This is a genomic window from Rhodococcus sp. RDE2 (assembly GCF_020885655.1).
Classification (GTDB): Bacteria; Actinomycetota; Actinomycetes; order Mycobacteriales; family Mycobacteriaceae; genus Rhodococcus; species Rhodococcus pyridinivorans.
Genome location: NZ_AP025186.1, coordinates 2,372,104 through 2,386,325 on the forward strand (window position 1 = coordinate 2,372,104; position 14,222 = coordinate 2,386,325).

General features: G+C 70.9%; 14 protein-coding genes. 13 read left to right on the forward strand and 1 reads right to left on the reverse strand.

The annotated features are described in order from the left end of the window. Positions 1–80 precede the first annotated feature (80 nt). The 3 genes from fmt (at position 81) to LPH33_RS11070 (ending at position 3,489) form a co-directional block, all read left to right on the forward strand. On the forward strand, positions 81–1,004 hold the full coding sequence (gene fmt / locus LPH33_RS11060; RefSeq protein WP_229568022.1) for a methionyl-tRNA formyltransferase: 924 nt from the start codon (positions 81–83) through the stop codon (positions 1,002–1,004). Next, positions 1,001–2,482, forward strand: coding sequence for an RsmB/NOP family class I SAM-dependent RNA methyltransferase (locus LPH33_RS11065; RefSeq protein WP_229568023.1), 1,482 nt, complete (start codon positions 1,001–1,003; stop codon positions 2,480–2,482). Before fmt ends, LPH33_RS11065 begins: the two co-directional genes overlap by 4 nt. A 77-nt stretch (positions 2,483–2,559) precedes the next feature. Continuing rightward, on the forward strand, positions 2,560–3,489 hold the full coding sequence (locus LPH33_RS11070; RefSeq protein ID WP_229568024.1) for a 1-phosphofructokinase family hexose kinase: 930 nt from the start codon (positions 2,560–2,562) through the stop codon (positions 3,487–3,489). Positions 3,490–3,500: 11 nt separating this feature from the next. Here LPH33_RS11070 and LPH33_RS11075 read toward each other — a convergent pair whose 3' ends face one another. Beyond that, a complete protein-coding gene (locus LPH33_RS11075; protein ID WP_016691689.1) occupies positions 3,501–4,073 on the reverse strand; it encodes a VOC family protein in 573 nt (190 codons plus the stop codon). Between the two features lie 159 nt (positions 4,074–4,232). On the opposite strand from LPH33_RS11075, the gene rpe reads away from it, so the two are divergent. From rpe to whiA, 10 genes are all read left to right on the forward strand, one after another. Next, positions 4,233–4,916, forward strand: coding sequence for a ribulose-phosphate 3-epimerase (rpe, locus tag LPH33_RS11080; protein WP_160875010.1), 684 nt, complete (start codon positions 4,233–4,235; stop codon positions 4,914–4,916). Next, the gene (gene ribD, locus LPH33_RS11085) at positions 4,913–5,932 is read left to right on the forward strand and encodes a bifunctional diaminohydroxyphosphoribosylaminopyrimidine deaminase/5-amino-6-(5-phosphoribosylamino)uracil reductase RibD (RefSeq protein ID WP_016691691.1); all 1,020 of its coding nucleotides are present in this window, start codon (positions 4,913–4,915) and stop codon (positions 5,930–5,932) included. Before rpe ends, ribD begins: the two co-directional genes overlap by 4 nt. A 39-nt stretch (positions 5,933–5,971) precedes the next feature. Then, a complete protein-coding gene (locus tag LPH33_RS11090; protein WP_016691692.1) occupies positions 5,972–6,577 on the forward strand; it encodes a riboflavin synthase in 606 nt (201 codons plus the stop codon). 74 nt (positions 6,578–6,651) lie between these two features. Further along, complete coding sequence (locus LPH33_RS11095; protein WP_016691693.1) at positions 6,652–7,902, forward strand: bifunctional 3,4-dihydroxy-2-butanone-4-phosphate synthase/GTP cyclohydrolase II; 1,251 nt, start codon at positions 6,652–6,654, stop codon at positions 7,900–7,902. Beyond that, complete coding sequence (gene ribH, locus LPH33_RS11100) at positions 7,902–8,384, forward strand: 6,7-dimethyl-8-ribityllumazine synthase (RefSeq protein WP_016691694.1); 483 nt, start codon at positions 7,902–7,904, stop codon at positions 8,382–8,384. The genes LPH33_RS11095 and ribH overlap by 1 nt, the downstream gene beginning before the upstream one ends. After that, on the forward strand, positions 8,381–8,926 hold the full coding sequence (locus LPH33_RS11105) for a PH domain-containing protein (protein ID WP_229568025.1): 546 nt from the start codon (positions 8,381–8,383) through the stop codon (positions 8,924–8,926). The genes ribH and LPH33_RS11105 overlap by 4 nt, the downstream gene beginning before the upstream one ends. Before the next feature lie 9 nt (positions 8,927–8,935). Beyond that, the gene (gene uvrC, locus LPH33_RS11110; RefSeq protein WP_229568026.1) at positions 8,936–11,173 is read left to right on the forward strand and encodes an excinuclease ABC subunit UvrC; all 2,238 of its coding nucleotides are present in this window, start codon (positions 8,936–8,938) and stop codon (positions 11,171–11,173) included. A gap of 23 nt (positions 11,174–11,196) precedes the next feature. After that, positions 11,197–12,111, forward strand: coding sequence for an RNase adapter RapZ (gene rapZ, locus LPH33_RS11115; RefSeq protein WP_106199890.1), 915 nt, complete (start codon positions 11,197–11,199; stop codon positions 12,109–12,111). Next, positions 12,108–13,154 carry a gluconeogenesis factor YvcK family protein gene (locus LPH33_RS11120; protein ID WP_301843947.1) on the forward strand — a complete coding sequence of 349 codons (1,047 nt, stop codon included), beginning with the start codon at positions 12,108–12,110 and terminating at the stop codon, positions 13,152–13,154. Before rapZ ends, LPH33_RS11120 begins: the two co-directional genes overlap by 4 nt. After that, positions 13,145–14,128, forward strand: coding sequence for a DNA-binding protein WhiA (whiA, locus tag LPH33_RS11125; RefSeq protein ID WP_006551475.1), 984 nt, complete (start codon positions 13,145–13,147; stop codon positions 14,126–14,128). The genes LPH33_RS11120 and whiA overlap by 10 nt, the downstream gene beginning before the upstream one ends. Positions 14,129–14,222: the final 94 nt, after the last annotated feature.

The following is a 14,222-nucleotide window of genomic DNA, read 5'->3' on the forward strand; positions in this document are numbered from 1 at the left end:
GAAAACTGGAGCAGCATCCGTGACATCCCCGCACAGTCCACACGCAGCGCACCCCACCTCCTGCCCGGCGGTGCTCTGACATGCGCGTGGTCTTCGCGGGAACGCCGGAACCCGCCGTCCCGTCGCTGCTCCGCCTCATCGAGTCGACGCGCCACGAGGTCGTCGCGGTGGTCACCCGCCCCGACACCACCGCCGGTCGCGGCCGGAAGGTCGTGCGATCGGCCGTGGGGCAGATCGCCGACGAACACGGCATCGAGGTCCTCACGCCGCGCTCGCCGCGCGACCCCGAGTTCGTCGCGCGGCTGACCGAACTCGCACCCGACTGCTGCCCCGTGGTGGCCTACGGCGCCCTGATCCCGCAGGACGTCCTGGACATCCCCACGCACGGATGGGTGAACCTCCACTTCTCGCTGCTGCCCGCCTGGCGCGGCGCGGCGCCCGTCCAGGCGGCGATCGCCGCCGGTGACGAGATCAGCGGAGCGAGCACCTTCCGGCTCGAGGCCGGACTCGACACCGGTCCGGTCTACGGCGTCGTCACCGAGACGATCCGTCCCACCGACACCGCCGGCGACCTGCTCGGCCGACTCGCCGAGGCCGGTGCGACACTGCTCGAATCCACCCTCGACGGACTCGAGGACGGCATCCTCACGCCCGCACCGCAGCCGGCCGACGGTGTTTCGCACGCGCCCAAGGTCACCGTCGAGGCCGCTCAGGTGCAGTGGACCCTCCCCGCACACGTCATCGACCGCCGGATCCGCGCCGTCACCCCCGCTCCGGGCGCGTGGACGATGATCGGCGACCTGCGCGTGAAGATCGGCCCCGTGACAGTGACCGACGAGACCCTCGAACCCGGTGAGCTCGACATCCGCAAGGACGGTGTGCTCGTCGGTACCGCCACGACTGCCGTCCGGCTCGGGACGGTGCAACCGCCCGGGAAGAAGGCGATGGCAGCCACGGACTGGGCGCGCGGCGCCCGTCTCGACCCGAAGGTGCGTGCGCGATGAGCGAATCCGGCAGGCCCCCGCGGGGCAAGCGCAATCCCGGAGGACGGAACCCGGCAGGCCGCGGGGGACGCAACGGCGGAGGGAAGCCGAACCGCAATCCGGCGTCCGAACAGACCCGCCGGCCGTCGAAGCCACCCGCCGACCCCGCACGCGTCGCCGCGCGGGACGTGCTGCGCGCGGTGCGCGAACGGGACGCCTACGCCAATCTCGTTCTCCCGTCGCTGCTCCGGGAACGGCATCTCGACGCGCGCGACGCTGCCCTGGCCACCGAACTCACCTACGGCGCGGCCCGTGCACGGGGTCTGCTGGACGCCGTGATCGCCGACGCCGCGAACCGTCCCGTCGACGAGATCGACGGTGCGCTGCTCGACGTGCTGCGTCTGGGTGCCTACCAGCTGCTGCGCACGCGCGTCGCCCCGCACGCCGCCGTCGCCACGAGCGTCGACCTCGTCCGGGCCGAATTCGGAGCGGGCCGAGCAGGTTTCGTCAACGCGGTGCTCCGTCGTGTGGGGGAGCGTTCGGAGGAGGAGTGGATCACGCTGCTCGCCCCCGACGCGGACCGCGATCCGGTGGGTCACCTGGCCTTCCGGTACGCCCACCCCCTGTGGATCGCGCAGGCGTTCGCGCACGCGCTCGGATCGGACGCCTCCGAACTCTCCGACGTCCTCGCGGCCGACGACGCGCGCCCGATCGTCCACCTCGTCGCCCGCCCCGGGGTCATCACCGCGGAGGAACTCGCGCTCGTCACCGGCGGCGAGATCGGACCGTGGTCGCCCTATGCAGTGCATCTCGAGCACGGCGACCCCGGCCGCCTCGAACCCGTCCGCGAAGGCATGGCCGCAGTGCAGGACGAAGGCAGCCAGCTCGTCGCACGAGCCCTCACGCTCGCGCCCCTCGTCGGCGAGGACCGGGGCCGCTGGCTCGACCTGTGCGCGGGACCGGGCGGAAAGGCGGCACTGCTCGGCGCCATCGCCGCGATCGACGGGTTCGCCGTCGACGCGGTCGAACCGGTCGAACATCGCGCGGAGCTGGTCCGCAAGACCGCCCGCGACCTACCGGTGACCGTGCACGTCGCCGATGGGCGCGAGCCCGGACTCGAACCGGGCTACGACCGGATCCTCGTGGACGCGCCCTGCACGGGACTCGGCGCATTGCGTCGGCGTCCCGAGGCGCGATGGCGCCGGCAACCCGGCGACGTCGCCGAACTCGTGCGCTTGCAGAAGGAACTGCTCGCATCGGCGATCGGACTGCTGCGTCCCGGTGGTGTGGTGCTCTACTCGACGTGCTCACCGCACGTCTCGGAGACGGTCGCCGTCGTGTCCGACGCGGTGCGCCGCCACGGTGTCGAACAGCTCGACACCCGCGAACTCGTCCCCGGCGTGCCGCAGGTCGGGGAGGGGCCGGGCGTCCAGCTCTGGCCGCACCGCCACGGCACCGACGCCATGTTCATGGCCGCGCTGCGTAAACCGGAGCGCTGACCGCGAGGTGCCGCGCTCCGGACCGCTCGGGCGAAAGCAGCACGCGTACGTCGATCGGTCCGAATAGGGTTTCGGGCATGCCCGAGATCGTCACCCTGACCATGAACCCGGCACTCGACGTCACGACCTTCACCGACGCGGTGGTGCCCACCCGCAAACTCCGCTGCGAAGAGCCGTTCTACGACGCAGGTGGGGGAGGAGTGAACGTCGCGAAGGTCGCGCGCGTGCTCGGTGCCTCGGCCGCCGCCGTCTACCCCGCCGGTGGTGCGCGGGGTGAGCAGATGAGCGGTCTCCTCGACGACGACGACGTCGAGGAGCACATCGTCCCCATCGCCGGGTCCACCCGCGAGTGCTTCACGGCCATCGACCGCCGCAGCGGTCAGGAATACCGGTTCGTCACACCCGGTCCCGAGCTGACGGACGAGGAGCAGGAACGCTGCCTCACGACGCTCGAGAAGGTCGCCGAAGGGGCGAAGTACGTGGTGGCCAGCGGCAGCTTCCCGCCCGGTGTACCCGGCACCTTCGTCCGACGCATCGCCGCCGCGGCGCACGAAGCCGGCGCACGGTTCGTCCTCGACTCGTCGGGCGATGCGCTGACCAGCATCGATTCAGGGGTCTACCTCGTCAAACCGAGCCTGGACGAGTTGTGCGAGTGGACCGGGCGGGAGCTGGTCACCGACGACGAGCAGATCGCGGCCGCGCGGGAACTCGTCACCTCCGGTGTCACGGAGATCGTCGTCGTCTCGCTCGGGGCGGACGGGGCGATCATGGTGACCGCCGACGAGGCCGTGCGGGTGCCGGCCCTGGCGGCCAAGGTGCGCAGCGCCGTCGGCGCCGGCGACAGCATGGTCGCCGGACTCGTCGTCGGACTGCTGCAGGAACGGTCGTTGCGGGACGCGCTCGCTCTCGGGATCGCCTGCGGCACCGCGGCACTGCTCACCGCCGGAAGCCACGTCTGCCGCCGCGAGGACATCGACCGCTTCGACGCCCTCGCACGCGTGGTCTGACGACCCGCCGTTCACACCGCGCGGGACCGTGGATCCCGCAGGGTGCGAACAGCTTCGGTGAGTGTCGAGTGGATGTACCCGAGCTCCGGACTCGCAACGTCCGACCAGTCCGCCGACTCGTCCGTCGCTGTGTCTTCCGTCGCTGCGTCGTCCGTCCACGCGGATGTGTCGGCGCCGGGATCGTGCCACTGGATCCACCAGAGATTGCCGGACGGATCCGAGAACCGGGCGAGGACATCGCCGAAGAAATCCGTCGGCCGTGTGACGATCTCCGCGCCGTGCTGCGTGGCACGTTCGAGGACGGCATCGACGTCGTGCACGTGGACCCGCACGAAGGCGGGTGTGAAGGGCCAGTCCGGTTTCCGGTCGGCGACCACGAGCACGGAATCGCCGACCCGCACCTCGGAGTGGAGGAGGAGCCCGTCGTGGTCGAGGGTGCGCGCCTCGGGCACCTCCTCGGCCTCGAGGACGGCGACGAGGAAGTCGACGAGTTCGGCTGCGCGGTCGGAGATCAGGAAGGTGTCGACGGTGTTCGATCCGTCCGGTCGGGGAGGGAGGAATTCGCGGTGATGGAGAGCGGTCACGATGATCCTTTCGATCGGGTGACTGCCAGCCTTCCGGGCATAACGGCCACCTGATGGCACCAATGCGCCCGAGAGCGGAAATTCCCGGCGGTTCGGCTGTGGACCGCCGGTCCGACGCAGGTCCGACCCGGTGGAGGGCGCCGACTAGACTCGTCGGTTGTGGCCCACCCGATGATCGCTCCGTCCATCCTGTCCGCGGATTTCGCTCGTCTCGCCGACGAGGCGCAGGCCGTCGCCGGTGCCGACTGGCTCCACGTCGACGTGATGGACGCCCATTTCGTTCCGAACCTGACGCTCGGTCTTCCGGTCGTCGAGTCGCTGCTGAAGGCGACCGACATCCCGCTCGACTGTCACCTGATGATCGAGAACCCCGGTCGGTGGGCTCCGCCCTACGCCGAGGCCGGTGCCCACAACGTCACCTTCCACGCGGAGGCGACCGACGACCCGGTCGCCGTGGCCCGCGACATCCGCGCGGCCGGCGGCAAGGCCGGGCTGTCCGTCAAGCCCGGCACCCCCATCGAGCCCTATCTCGAGATCCTGAAGGAATTCGACACGCTGCTGGTGATGAGCGTCGAGCCGGGCTTCGGTGGTCAGTCCTTCATCCCGGACGTCCTCGACAAGGCCCGTCAGGTGCGTCGCCTCGTCGACTCGGGTGAACTGCGCCTGCTCGTCGAGATCGACGGCGGCATCAACGCCGACACCATCGAGGCCGCCGCGGAAGCCGGTGTGGACTGCTTCGTCGCCGGGTCCGCCGTCTACGGCGCCGCCGATCCCGGTGAGGCGGTCCGCAAGCTGCGGGCGCAGGCCGGGGCTGCATCCCCGCACCTGACGCTCGCGCCGTGACCGCACCCGAGATCGCCGAAGCCCTCCAGTTCGCGCTCGACGCCTCGGAGGCCGTGCGGGGCACGACCAGCCCCAACCCGCCTGTCGGAGCGGTGATCCTCGATGCGGACGGCGCGGTGGCGGGTGTCGGGGCCACCGCACCACCCGGCGGTCCGCACGCGGAGGTCCGGGCACTCGAGGCCGCGGGCGAACGCGCGCGCGGCGGCACCGCCGTCGTCACCCTCGAACCGTGCAACCACACCGGCCGCACCGGCCCGTGCGCGCTTGCCCTCATCGAGGCGGGGATCGCGACGGTGTACTACTCCGTCGCCGACCCGAATCCCGTCGCCGGGGGAGGCGCCGACACCCTCCGCGCCGCGGGCATCGCCGTGCATCCCGGCCTCGGTGCCGAGGCCGTCGCGCGCGGCCCGCTGCGGGCATGGCTGCACCGGCAGCACACCGGCCGGCCGCACGTGACGTGGAAGTACGCCGCGTCGATGGACGGCCGCAGCGCGGCCGCCGACGGCACGAGCAAGTGGATCTCCGGTCCCGAATCGCGTGCGCGCGTGCACGACCAGCGCAGCCGGCTCGATGCCATCATCGTCGGAACCGGCACCGTCCTCGCCGACGATCCGTGGCTGACCGCCCGTCTGCCCGACGGTGAACTCGCGCCGCACCAGCCGCTGCGGGTCGTCGTCGGCATGCGTGAGATTCCCACCTCTGCAAGGGTTCTCGACGACGCGGCGCCGACGCTGGTGTTGCGCACCCACGACATCGGGGAGGTGCTCGACGCGCTCGGCGACCGACCCGACGTGCTGCTCGAGGGCGGCCCCCGGCTCGCGGGCGCCTTCCTCGCAGCGGGCTGCGTCGACCGCATCCAGGCCTACCTGGCGCCCGTCGTGCTCGGAGCCGGTGAGGCCGCCGTCGAGGACGCCGGCGTGGGCACGATCTCCGACGCGCTACGGTTCCGCCGGGAACGGGTCGAGACCGTCGGCTCGGACATTCTGTTGACACTCGTCCCGGACCGGGACAACTGAATCGGACCCGGTCGCGGATCGGGAGCTAAGGAGCGGAACATGTTCACCGGCATCGTCGAGGAACTCGGGGAGATCGTCGCGAAGGAGGACCTCGCCGACGCGGCACGCTTCACCGTGCGCGGACCGCTGGTCACCTCCGACGCCAAGCACGGCGATTCGATCGCGGTCAACGGGGTGTGCCTGACGGTCGTCGACGTCCTCGACGGTGGGGCCTTCACCGCCGATGTGATGCAGGAGACGCTGAACCGGTCTTCGCTCGGACAGCTCACCCTCGGCAGCTCCGTCAACCTCGAACGCGCCGCCGCACTGAACAGCCGCCTCGGCGGCCACCTCGTGCAGGGCCACGTCGACGCCACCGGCGCCGTCGTCTCCCGCACACCCTCGGAGAACTGGACCGTGGTGCGCATCTCGCTCCCGTCCGAAATCTCCCGCTACGTCGTCGAAAAGGGCTCGATCACCGTCGACGGTGTCTCGCTGACGGTCTCGGGTCTCGGAGGGGAACGAGGGGAGGAGTGGTTCGAGATCTCGCTCATCCCGACCACCCTGTCGCTGACGACCCTCGGCACCGCCGAGCCGGGCACCCTCGTCAACCTCGAGGTCGACGTGATCGCCAAGTACGTGGAGCGCCTGCAGAACGCGCGCTGACGCGTCGTACTGTGGAGATCGACAGTGGACGCGGAGCACGAGTCGTCCGGATACGAGAGTTGGAGTCCAGGGAAGTGACGAGGTTCGACACCATCGAGCGCGCGGTCGCCGACATCGCCGCCGGTAAGGCGGTCGTCGTGGTCGACGACGAAGACCGTGAAAACGAGGGCGACCTCATCTTCGCTGCGGAGAAGGCAACGCCGGAACTCGTGGCGTTCATGGTCCGCTACACATCCGGTTACCTGTGCGTGCCGCTGGACGGCGAGGACTGCGACCGTCTCGGTCTGCCTCCCATGTACAGCGTCAACCAGGACAAGCACGGCACCGCCTACACGGTCACCGTCGACGCGAAGGAAGGCATCGGCACGGGTATCTCCGCGTCCGACCGCGCCGCCACCATGCGGCTGCTCGCCGACCCGACCTCCACCGCCCAGGACTTCACGCGTCCCGGTCACGTGGTGCCGCTGCGCGCCAAGGAGGGCGGCGTCCTGCGCCGGCCCGGGCACACCGAGGCCGCCGTCGACCTCGCCCGCATGGCCGACCTGCGGCCGGCCGGCGTCATCTGCGAGATCGTCTCGCAGAAGGACGAAGGCGAGATGGCCCGCACCGACGAACTGCGGGTCTTCGCCGACGAGCACGAGCTCGCCCTGATCTCGATCGCGGATCTCATCGCGTGGCGCCGCAAGCACGAGAAGCATGTCGTGCGCGTCGCCGAGGCCCGCATCCCCACCCGGCACGGCGACTTCACGGCCGTCGGCTACCAGAGCATCTACGACGAGGTCGAACACGTCGCGCTCGTCCGCGGCGACATCGCCGGCCCGGACGGCGACGGCTCCGACGTGCTCGTGCGCGTGCACTCCGAATGCCTGACCGGCGACGTCTTCGGGTCGCTGCGCTGCGACTGCGGTCCGCAGCTCGACGCCGCCCTCGAGATGGTGGCCGAGGAAGGCCGCGGCGTCGTGCTGTACATGCGCGGCCACGAGGGACGCGGCATCGGCCTGATGCACAAGCTGCAGGCCTACCAGCTGCAGGACTCCGGTTCCGACACCGTCGACGCCAACCTGCAGCTCGGCCTGCCCGCCGACGCCCGCGACTACGGCATCGGCGCCCAGATCCTCGTCGACCTCGGCATCTCGTCGATGCGCCTGCTGACCAACAACCCGGCCAAGCGCGTCGGTCTCGACGGCTACGGCCTGCAGATCACCGAGCGCGTCCCGATGCCGTTGCGCGCGAACCGCGAGAACATCTCGTACCTGCGCACCAAGCGCGATCGCATGGGCCACGACCTGATCGGTCTCGACGAGTTCGACGAGGGAGACGCCTGATGAGCGGCGAAGGCCTGCCCGACCTGCAGCTCGCCGACGCCGCGGGACTGAGCCTCGCGATCGTCGCCGGTCGCTGGCACACCGAGATCTCCGACGCCCTCATCGCCGGCGCACAGCGTGTCGCCGAGCAGGCGGGCGTCACCGACGTCACCCTCGAGCGGGTCGCCGGAGCGATCGAGCTTCCCGTCGTCGCGCAGCAGCTCGCCCGCACCCACGACGCGGTCGTCGCGCTCGGCGTGGTGATCCGTGGTGGCACGCCGCACTTCGAGTACGTGTGCGACGCCGTGACCTACGGCCTCACCCGGATCGCGCTCGACGAGGGCACCCCGGTGGGCAACGGCGTCCTCACCACCGACACCGAACAGCAGGCCCGCGACCGCGCCGGTCTGCCCGGCTCCGCAGAGGACAAGGGCGGCCAGGCCTGCGCGGCGGCACTCGACACCGCCGTGACCCTGCGGCGGCTGCGGAAGGCGGCGCGTTGACCCACGACGAGACCGGCTGGGATCTCGAGGTACGCCCGGAGAAGATGCGGCGCTGGGTCGTCGTGGCGGCGGTCGTCGTCATGGCCCTCCACATCTTCGCGGCGCTCGTGCTCCGCGGGGGCGGCGACACCGGTGTGAACCTGCGGGTCGTCGACCAGATCGCGATCCTCGCCATCGGTGTCGTGCTCACCGGAGGCGTCCTGCTGTTCACCCGGCCGCGGCTGCGGGCGGGTGCCGACGGCGTCTCCGTCCGCAACGTGGTCGCCGAACGACACATCCCGTGGACCGACGTGCGCGGGCTGTTCTTCGACCACGGCGCACCCTGGGCCCGTCTCGAGCTGCCGTTCGACGAGTACGTGCCCGTCGTCGCCATCCAGGCGCGCGACGGGGAACGCGCCGTGGACGCGCTCGAGCTTTTCCGCGAACTCGAATCCCGCTACACCGTCCGCGACAACCACGACGGCGGCGGAGCCGTCAGGCGTAATGACGACGGCGGAGCCGTCAGTGACAAGGACGGCGGAGCCGTCAGGGGCGACGACTAGCCTGGACCTGTGCCCGACCCCTCGACATATCGCCCAGCCCCCGGTTCCATTCCCACGGAGCCGGGGGTCTACAAGTTCCGCGACCCGCACGGCCGGGTCGTCTACGTCGGCAAGGCGAAGAACCTCCGGTCCCGCCTGAACTCGTACTTCGCCGATATCGCCTCGCTGCATCCGCGCACCCGTCAGATGGTGACCACCGCGGGCCGGGTCGAGTGGACGGTGGTGCGCACCGAGGTCGAGGCACTCCAACTCGAGTACAACTGGATCAAGGAGTTCGACCCCCGGTTCAACGTCCGCTACCGCGACGACAAGACGTACCCGATGCTCGCGGTCACGTTGAACGAGGAATATCCCCGCCTGTTCGTCTATCGTGGGCCGCGCCGCAAGGGTGTGCGCTATTTCGGTCCCTACTCGCACGCCTGGGCGATCCGCGAGACCCTCGACCTGCTGCTGCGGGTGTTCCCGTCGCGCACGTGCTCGGCCGGGGTCTTCAAGCGGCACGCGCAGATCGGCCGCCCGTGCCTGCTCGGCTACATCGACAAGTGCTCCGCGCCGTGCGTCGGACGCGTCTCCGCCGACGAACATCGCCGCATCGTCGAGGACTTCTGCGACTTCCTCGCCGGTCGCACCGACAAGCTCGTCCGCGATGTCGAGAAGCGGATGCAGGCCGCCGCGGAGGAACTCGACTTCGAGACCGCAGCTCGCCTGCGCGACGATCTGGGGGCGCTGCGCAAGGCACTCGAGAAGCAGGCCGTCGTGCTCGGCGACGGCACCGACGCCGACCTCGTGGCGTTCGCGGGCGACGACCTCGAGGTGGCCGTCCAGGTCTTCCATGTGCGCGGCGGTCGCGTGCGGGGTCAGCGGGGCTGGGTCGTCGAGAAGTCCGGTGACGTGCTCGACCGTCCCGAGGACCGCGACGTCGAAGGCGTCGAGGCCGCCGAGGGGACCGACGACGCCGAAGAACTCTCGCTGCTCGTCGAACAGTTCCTCACCCAGTTCTACGGCGAGGAGGCCGCGCTCGGCACCGACGACGCGGACGCCACCAGCGCTGTGCCGCGCGAGGTGCTCGTTCCCGCCCTGCCGCCCGACCCGGACGAGATGAGCCGCTGGCTCGGGCGCCTGCGCGGCGGTCCCGTGCGTCTGCGCATCCCGCAGCGCGGCGACAAGAAGGCACTGGCCGACACGGTCGAGCGCAATGCCAAGGAAGCACTCGCGCAGCACAAGCTGCGGCGCGCGGGCGACTTCAACGCCCGATCGGCGGCGTTGCAGGGCATCCAGGACGCCCTCGACCTCGACTCGGCGCCGCTGCGCATCGAGTGCGTCGACATCAGCCACGTGCAGGGCACCGACGTCGTCGCATCGCTGGTCGTCTTCGAGGACGGGTTGCCCCGTAAGTCCGACTACCGGCACTACGCCATCAAGCACGCCGCCGGCGACGGGCACTCCGACGACGTCGCTTCGATCGCCGAGGTCACGCGCCGGCGTTTCCTCCGCCACAACCGCGACCTCGCCCGGCAGGCAGATCCGGACGGTTCCGCCCCGGAGGGAGGCGACGGCGGGGATCTGGCGCCCGAAGCGGCACTGGACCCGGCGACGGGCCGTCCGCGGCGGTTCGCCTATCCGCCGAACCTGTTCGTCGTCGACGGTGGTGCACCGCAGGTCGCGGCTGCGGGCGAGGTCCTCGACGAACTCGGTGTCACCGATGTCGCGGTCGTCGGACTCGCGAAGCGTCTCGAGGAGGTGTGGGTGCCGGGGGAGGAGGATCCGGTGATCCTCCCGCGGACCAGCGAGTCGCTGTTCCTGCTGCAGCGCATCCGCGACGAGGCACACCGTTTCGCGATCACCTACCACCGCAGCAAGCGGTCCAAGCGCATGACGGCCTCCGCTCTCGACGGGGTCCGCGGTCTCGGCGATACCCGGCGCAAGGCGCTCGTCACCCACTTCGGGTCCGTCGCGCGACTGCGGGAGGCGAGCGTCGAGGAGATCACCGCGGTGCCCGGGATCGGGCAGGCCACGGCGAAGGCCGTCCTCGAGGCGCTGCGGGGTGACGCACCCGCTCCGGCCGAATCGCCGCAGGACACCGACTCCCCGACCGTCGCGGACGAGAGCGACGCCACCCCCGCCCCTGCGGGCGCTCCGGTTACGGCACCTGTGGTCGACCCGGCTGCCGCGGATGCGGGCGACACGCCGGTAGGCGATGATGGCTCAGTCGGCGTGTCGGGAGTACGAGCGGAGTCGGAACAGTGACCGAAGTGGGTCGGATCCCGGGGATGGCGGACGGTTCGGAACAGGGTGTCGACGGAGAACGGCCGGCGCAGGCCGAGGTCATCGTCGTCACCGGCCTGTCCGGAGCCGGACTGAGTACGGCGGCGACCGCCCTCGAGGATCTCGGGTGGTACGTCGCGGAGAACCTCCCGCCCCAGTTGGTGCTGTCGATGATCGATCTCGCGGTGCAGGCCGAACCTCCGCTGCAACGCCTCGCCGTGGTGATGGACGTGCGCAGCCGGTTGTTCACCGGCGACCTCGAACGCGTGGTCACCGATCTGGCGGCCCGCCCGGTCAACACCCGGGTGCTCTTCCTCGAAGCCGCCGACTCGGTGCTCGTCCGGCGGTTCGAGCAGGTGCGCCGCAGCCATCCGCTGCAGTCCGACACGGCCGACCGCACGCTCACCGACGGCATCGCCGTCGAACGCGAGCAGCTCGCTCCCGTCAAGGCCGCGGCCGACCTCGTCATCGACACGTCCGCGCTGTCCGGGCCCGATCTGCGTCGCAAGATCGATGCGGCCTTCGGCGACGCCGCATCCGACACCATCCGGGTGACCGTGGAGTCGTTCGGCTTCAAGTACGGCCTGCCCATGGACTCCGACGTCGTGTGCGACGTGCGGTTCCTGCCGAACCCCCACTGGATCGCCGAACTGCGTCCGCACACCGGGCAGGACGCGGCGGTGCGCGACTATGTACTCTCCCGCGACGGTGCCGAGGACTATCTCGCCACCTATCACCGGCTGCTCGATCTGACGACCGCCGGTTACCGTCGGGAGGGGAAGCGCTACATGACGATTGCAGTGGGCTGCACCGGAGGGAAACACCGGAGCGTGGCGATGGCCGAGGCCCTCGCCGCACGCCTCGAGCAGGCACCGGATCTGACGGTGAACGTGGTGCACCGGGATCTGGGGCGCGAGTGAACGCCGAGACTCCGAACTCCGACAGCGCTCCGAACCCCGGGGCAGCGCCCGGACCTGCGATCACCGCTCTCGGCGGCGGACACGGTCTGTACGCGACGCTCAGTGCCGTCCGGCGCCTCACCGACCGGGTCACCGCCGTCGTGACCGTCGCCGACGACGGAGGTTCCTCGGGACGGCTGCGCGCCGAACTCGGCGTCGTCCCACCCGGCGACCTGCGCATGGCCCTCGCCGCACTCGCCGGCCGCGACGACGAGGTCCGGGTGTGGACCGAGACCGTCCAACACCGCTTCGGCGGCACAGGCGCACTCGCCGGGCACTCCGTCGGCAACCTGATCCTCGCCGGGCTTGCCGAGGTGGCGGGCGACACCGTCACTGCTCTCGACATGCTCGCTCGCGTCCTCGACGTACGCGGTCGGGTACTGCCCATGTCGCCGATCCCCCTCGACATCGAAGCCGACGTGTCGGGACTCGAATCCGACCCGCGGGTGAGCCGCTGCATCCGGGGACAGGTCGCGGTGGCGACCACCCCGGGCAAGGTGCGCCGCGTCCGCCTGATCCCCGCCGATCCGCCGGCCTGTCCGCCGGCGCTCGACGCGGTGTGCGAGGCCGATCTCGTGGTGCTCGGCCCGGGATCCTGGTTCTCGAGCGTCATCCCGCACGTGCTCGTCCCGGACCTGCACGAGGCGTTGGTCCACACGACGGCGCTCAAGGTCCTCGTGCTCAACCTCGCGGCGGAACCGGGGGAGACCGCCGGCTTCTCCGCGGAACGTCACCTGCACGTTCTCGCCCAGCACGCCCCCGATTTCCGTGTCGACCACGTCGTCGTGGATGCTGCCTCGGTACCGGAAGGACGCGAGCGCGAGCACCTGAGCCGGTCCGCGGCCCGATTCGGAGCGGACGTCTCGTTCGTCGACGTCGCCGAGCCCGGTACGCATCGACACGACCCCGCCAAGTTGGCGGGGGCACTGGAAACATGTCTGTCCTCGCGCGGTGGAGTCCGTGCCGCGCGCGGGGACGGGAGGGAGAGCGTCTCGTGGCAATGACAGCGGAGGTCAAGGACGAGCTGAGCAGGTTGTCGGTCACCAGGATCAGCAATCGCAAGGCCGAGGTGTCCGCCCTCCTGCGCTTCGCCGGGGGATTGCACATCGTCGCCGGACGGGTGGTCGTCGAGGCCGAGGTCGACCTCGGATCGATCGCACGTCGCCTCCGCCGCGAGATCTTCGAGCTCTACAGCTATCCCGCCGAGATCCAGGTGCTCGGCGCGGGCGGTCTGCGCAAGAGCTCCCGGTACATCGTCCGCGTCGGCAAGGACGGTGAGGCGCTGGCCCGCCGCACCGGCCTGCTCGACGGGCGCGGACGACCCGTGCGCGGACTGCCTGCGCAGGTGGTCGGTGGCAGCGTCTCCGACTCCGCCGCGGCGTGGCGCGGAGCGTTCCTCGCCCACGGTTCGCTCACCGAACCGGGCCGTTCCTCGGCCCTCGAGGTCAGCTGCCCCGGCCCGGAGGCCGCCCTCGCGCTCGTCGGCGCCGCCCGCCGGCTCGGCGTCACCGCCAAGGCACGTGAGGTGCGCGGCGCCGACCGCGTGGTGATCCGCGACGGCGAGGCCATCGGCGCGCTGCTCACCCACATGGGCGCGCAGGACACCCGGCTGGTCTGGGAGGAACGTCGCATGCGCCGCGAGGTGCGGGCGACCGCGAACCGTCTCGCCAACTTCGACGACGCCAATCTGCGCCGGTCCGCACGCGCCGCCGTCGCTGCCGCTGCGCGGGTCGAGCGGGCGTTGGCGATCCTGGGCGCCGACGTTCCCGATCACCTCGCCGCCGCCGGCGCGCTGCGCGTGCAGCACCGTCAGGCGTCCCTCGAGGAACTCGGTCAGCTCGCCGATCCGCCGATGACCAAGGATGCCGTCGCGGGACGGATCCGCCGTCTGCTGTCGATGGCGGATCGTCGAGCGAAGGAACTCGGGATCCCCGACACGGAGTCGGCCGTCACCGCTGAGTTGCTGGACGAGGCATAGCGGGGCAGGCTTGCAAGGGAGTTCGCGCCACGACCGGGCGGCTCCCCGCAGTACGGCCACATCCCACTAGGGTGGAGGTCACACGAGCACGAGC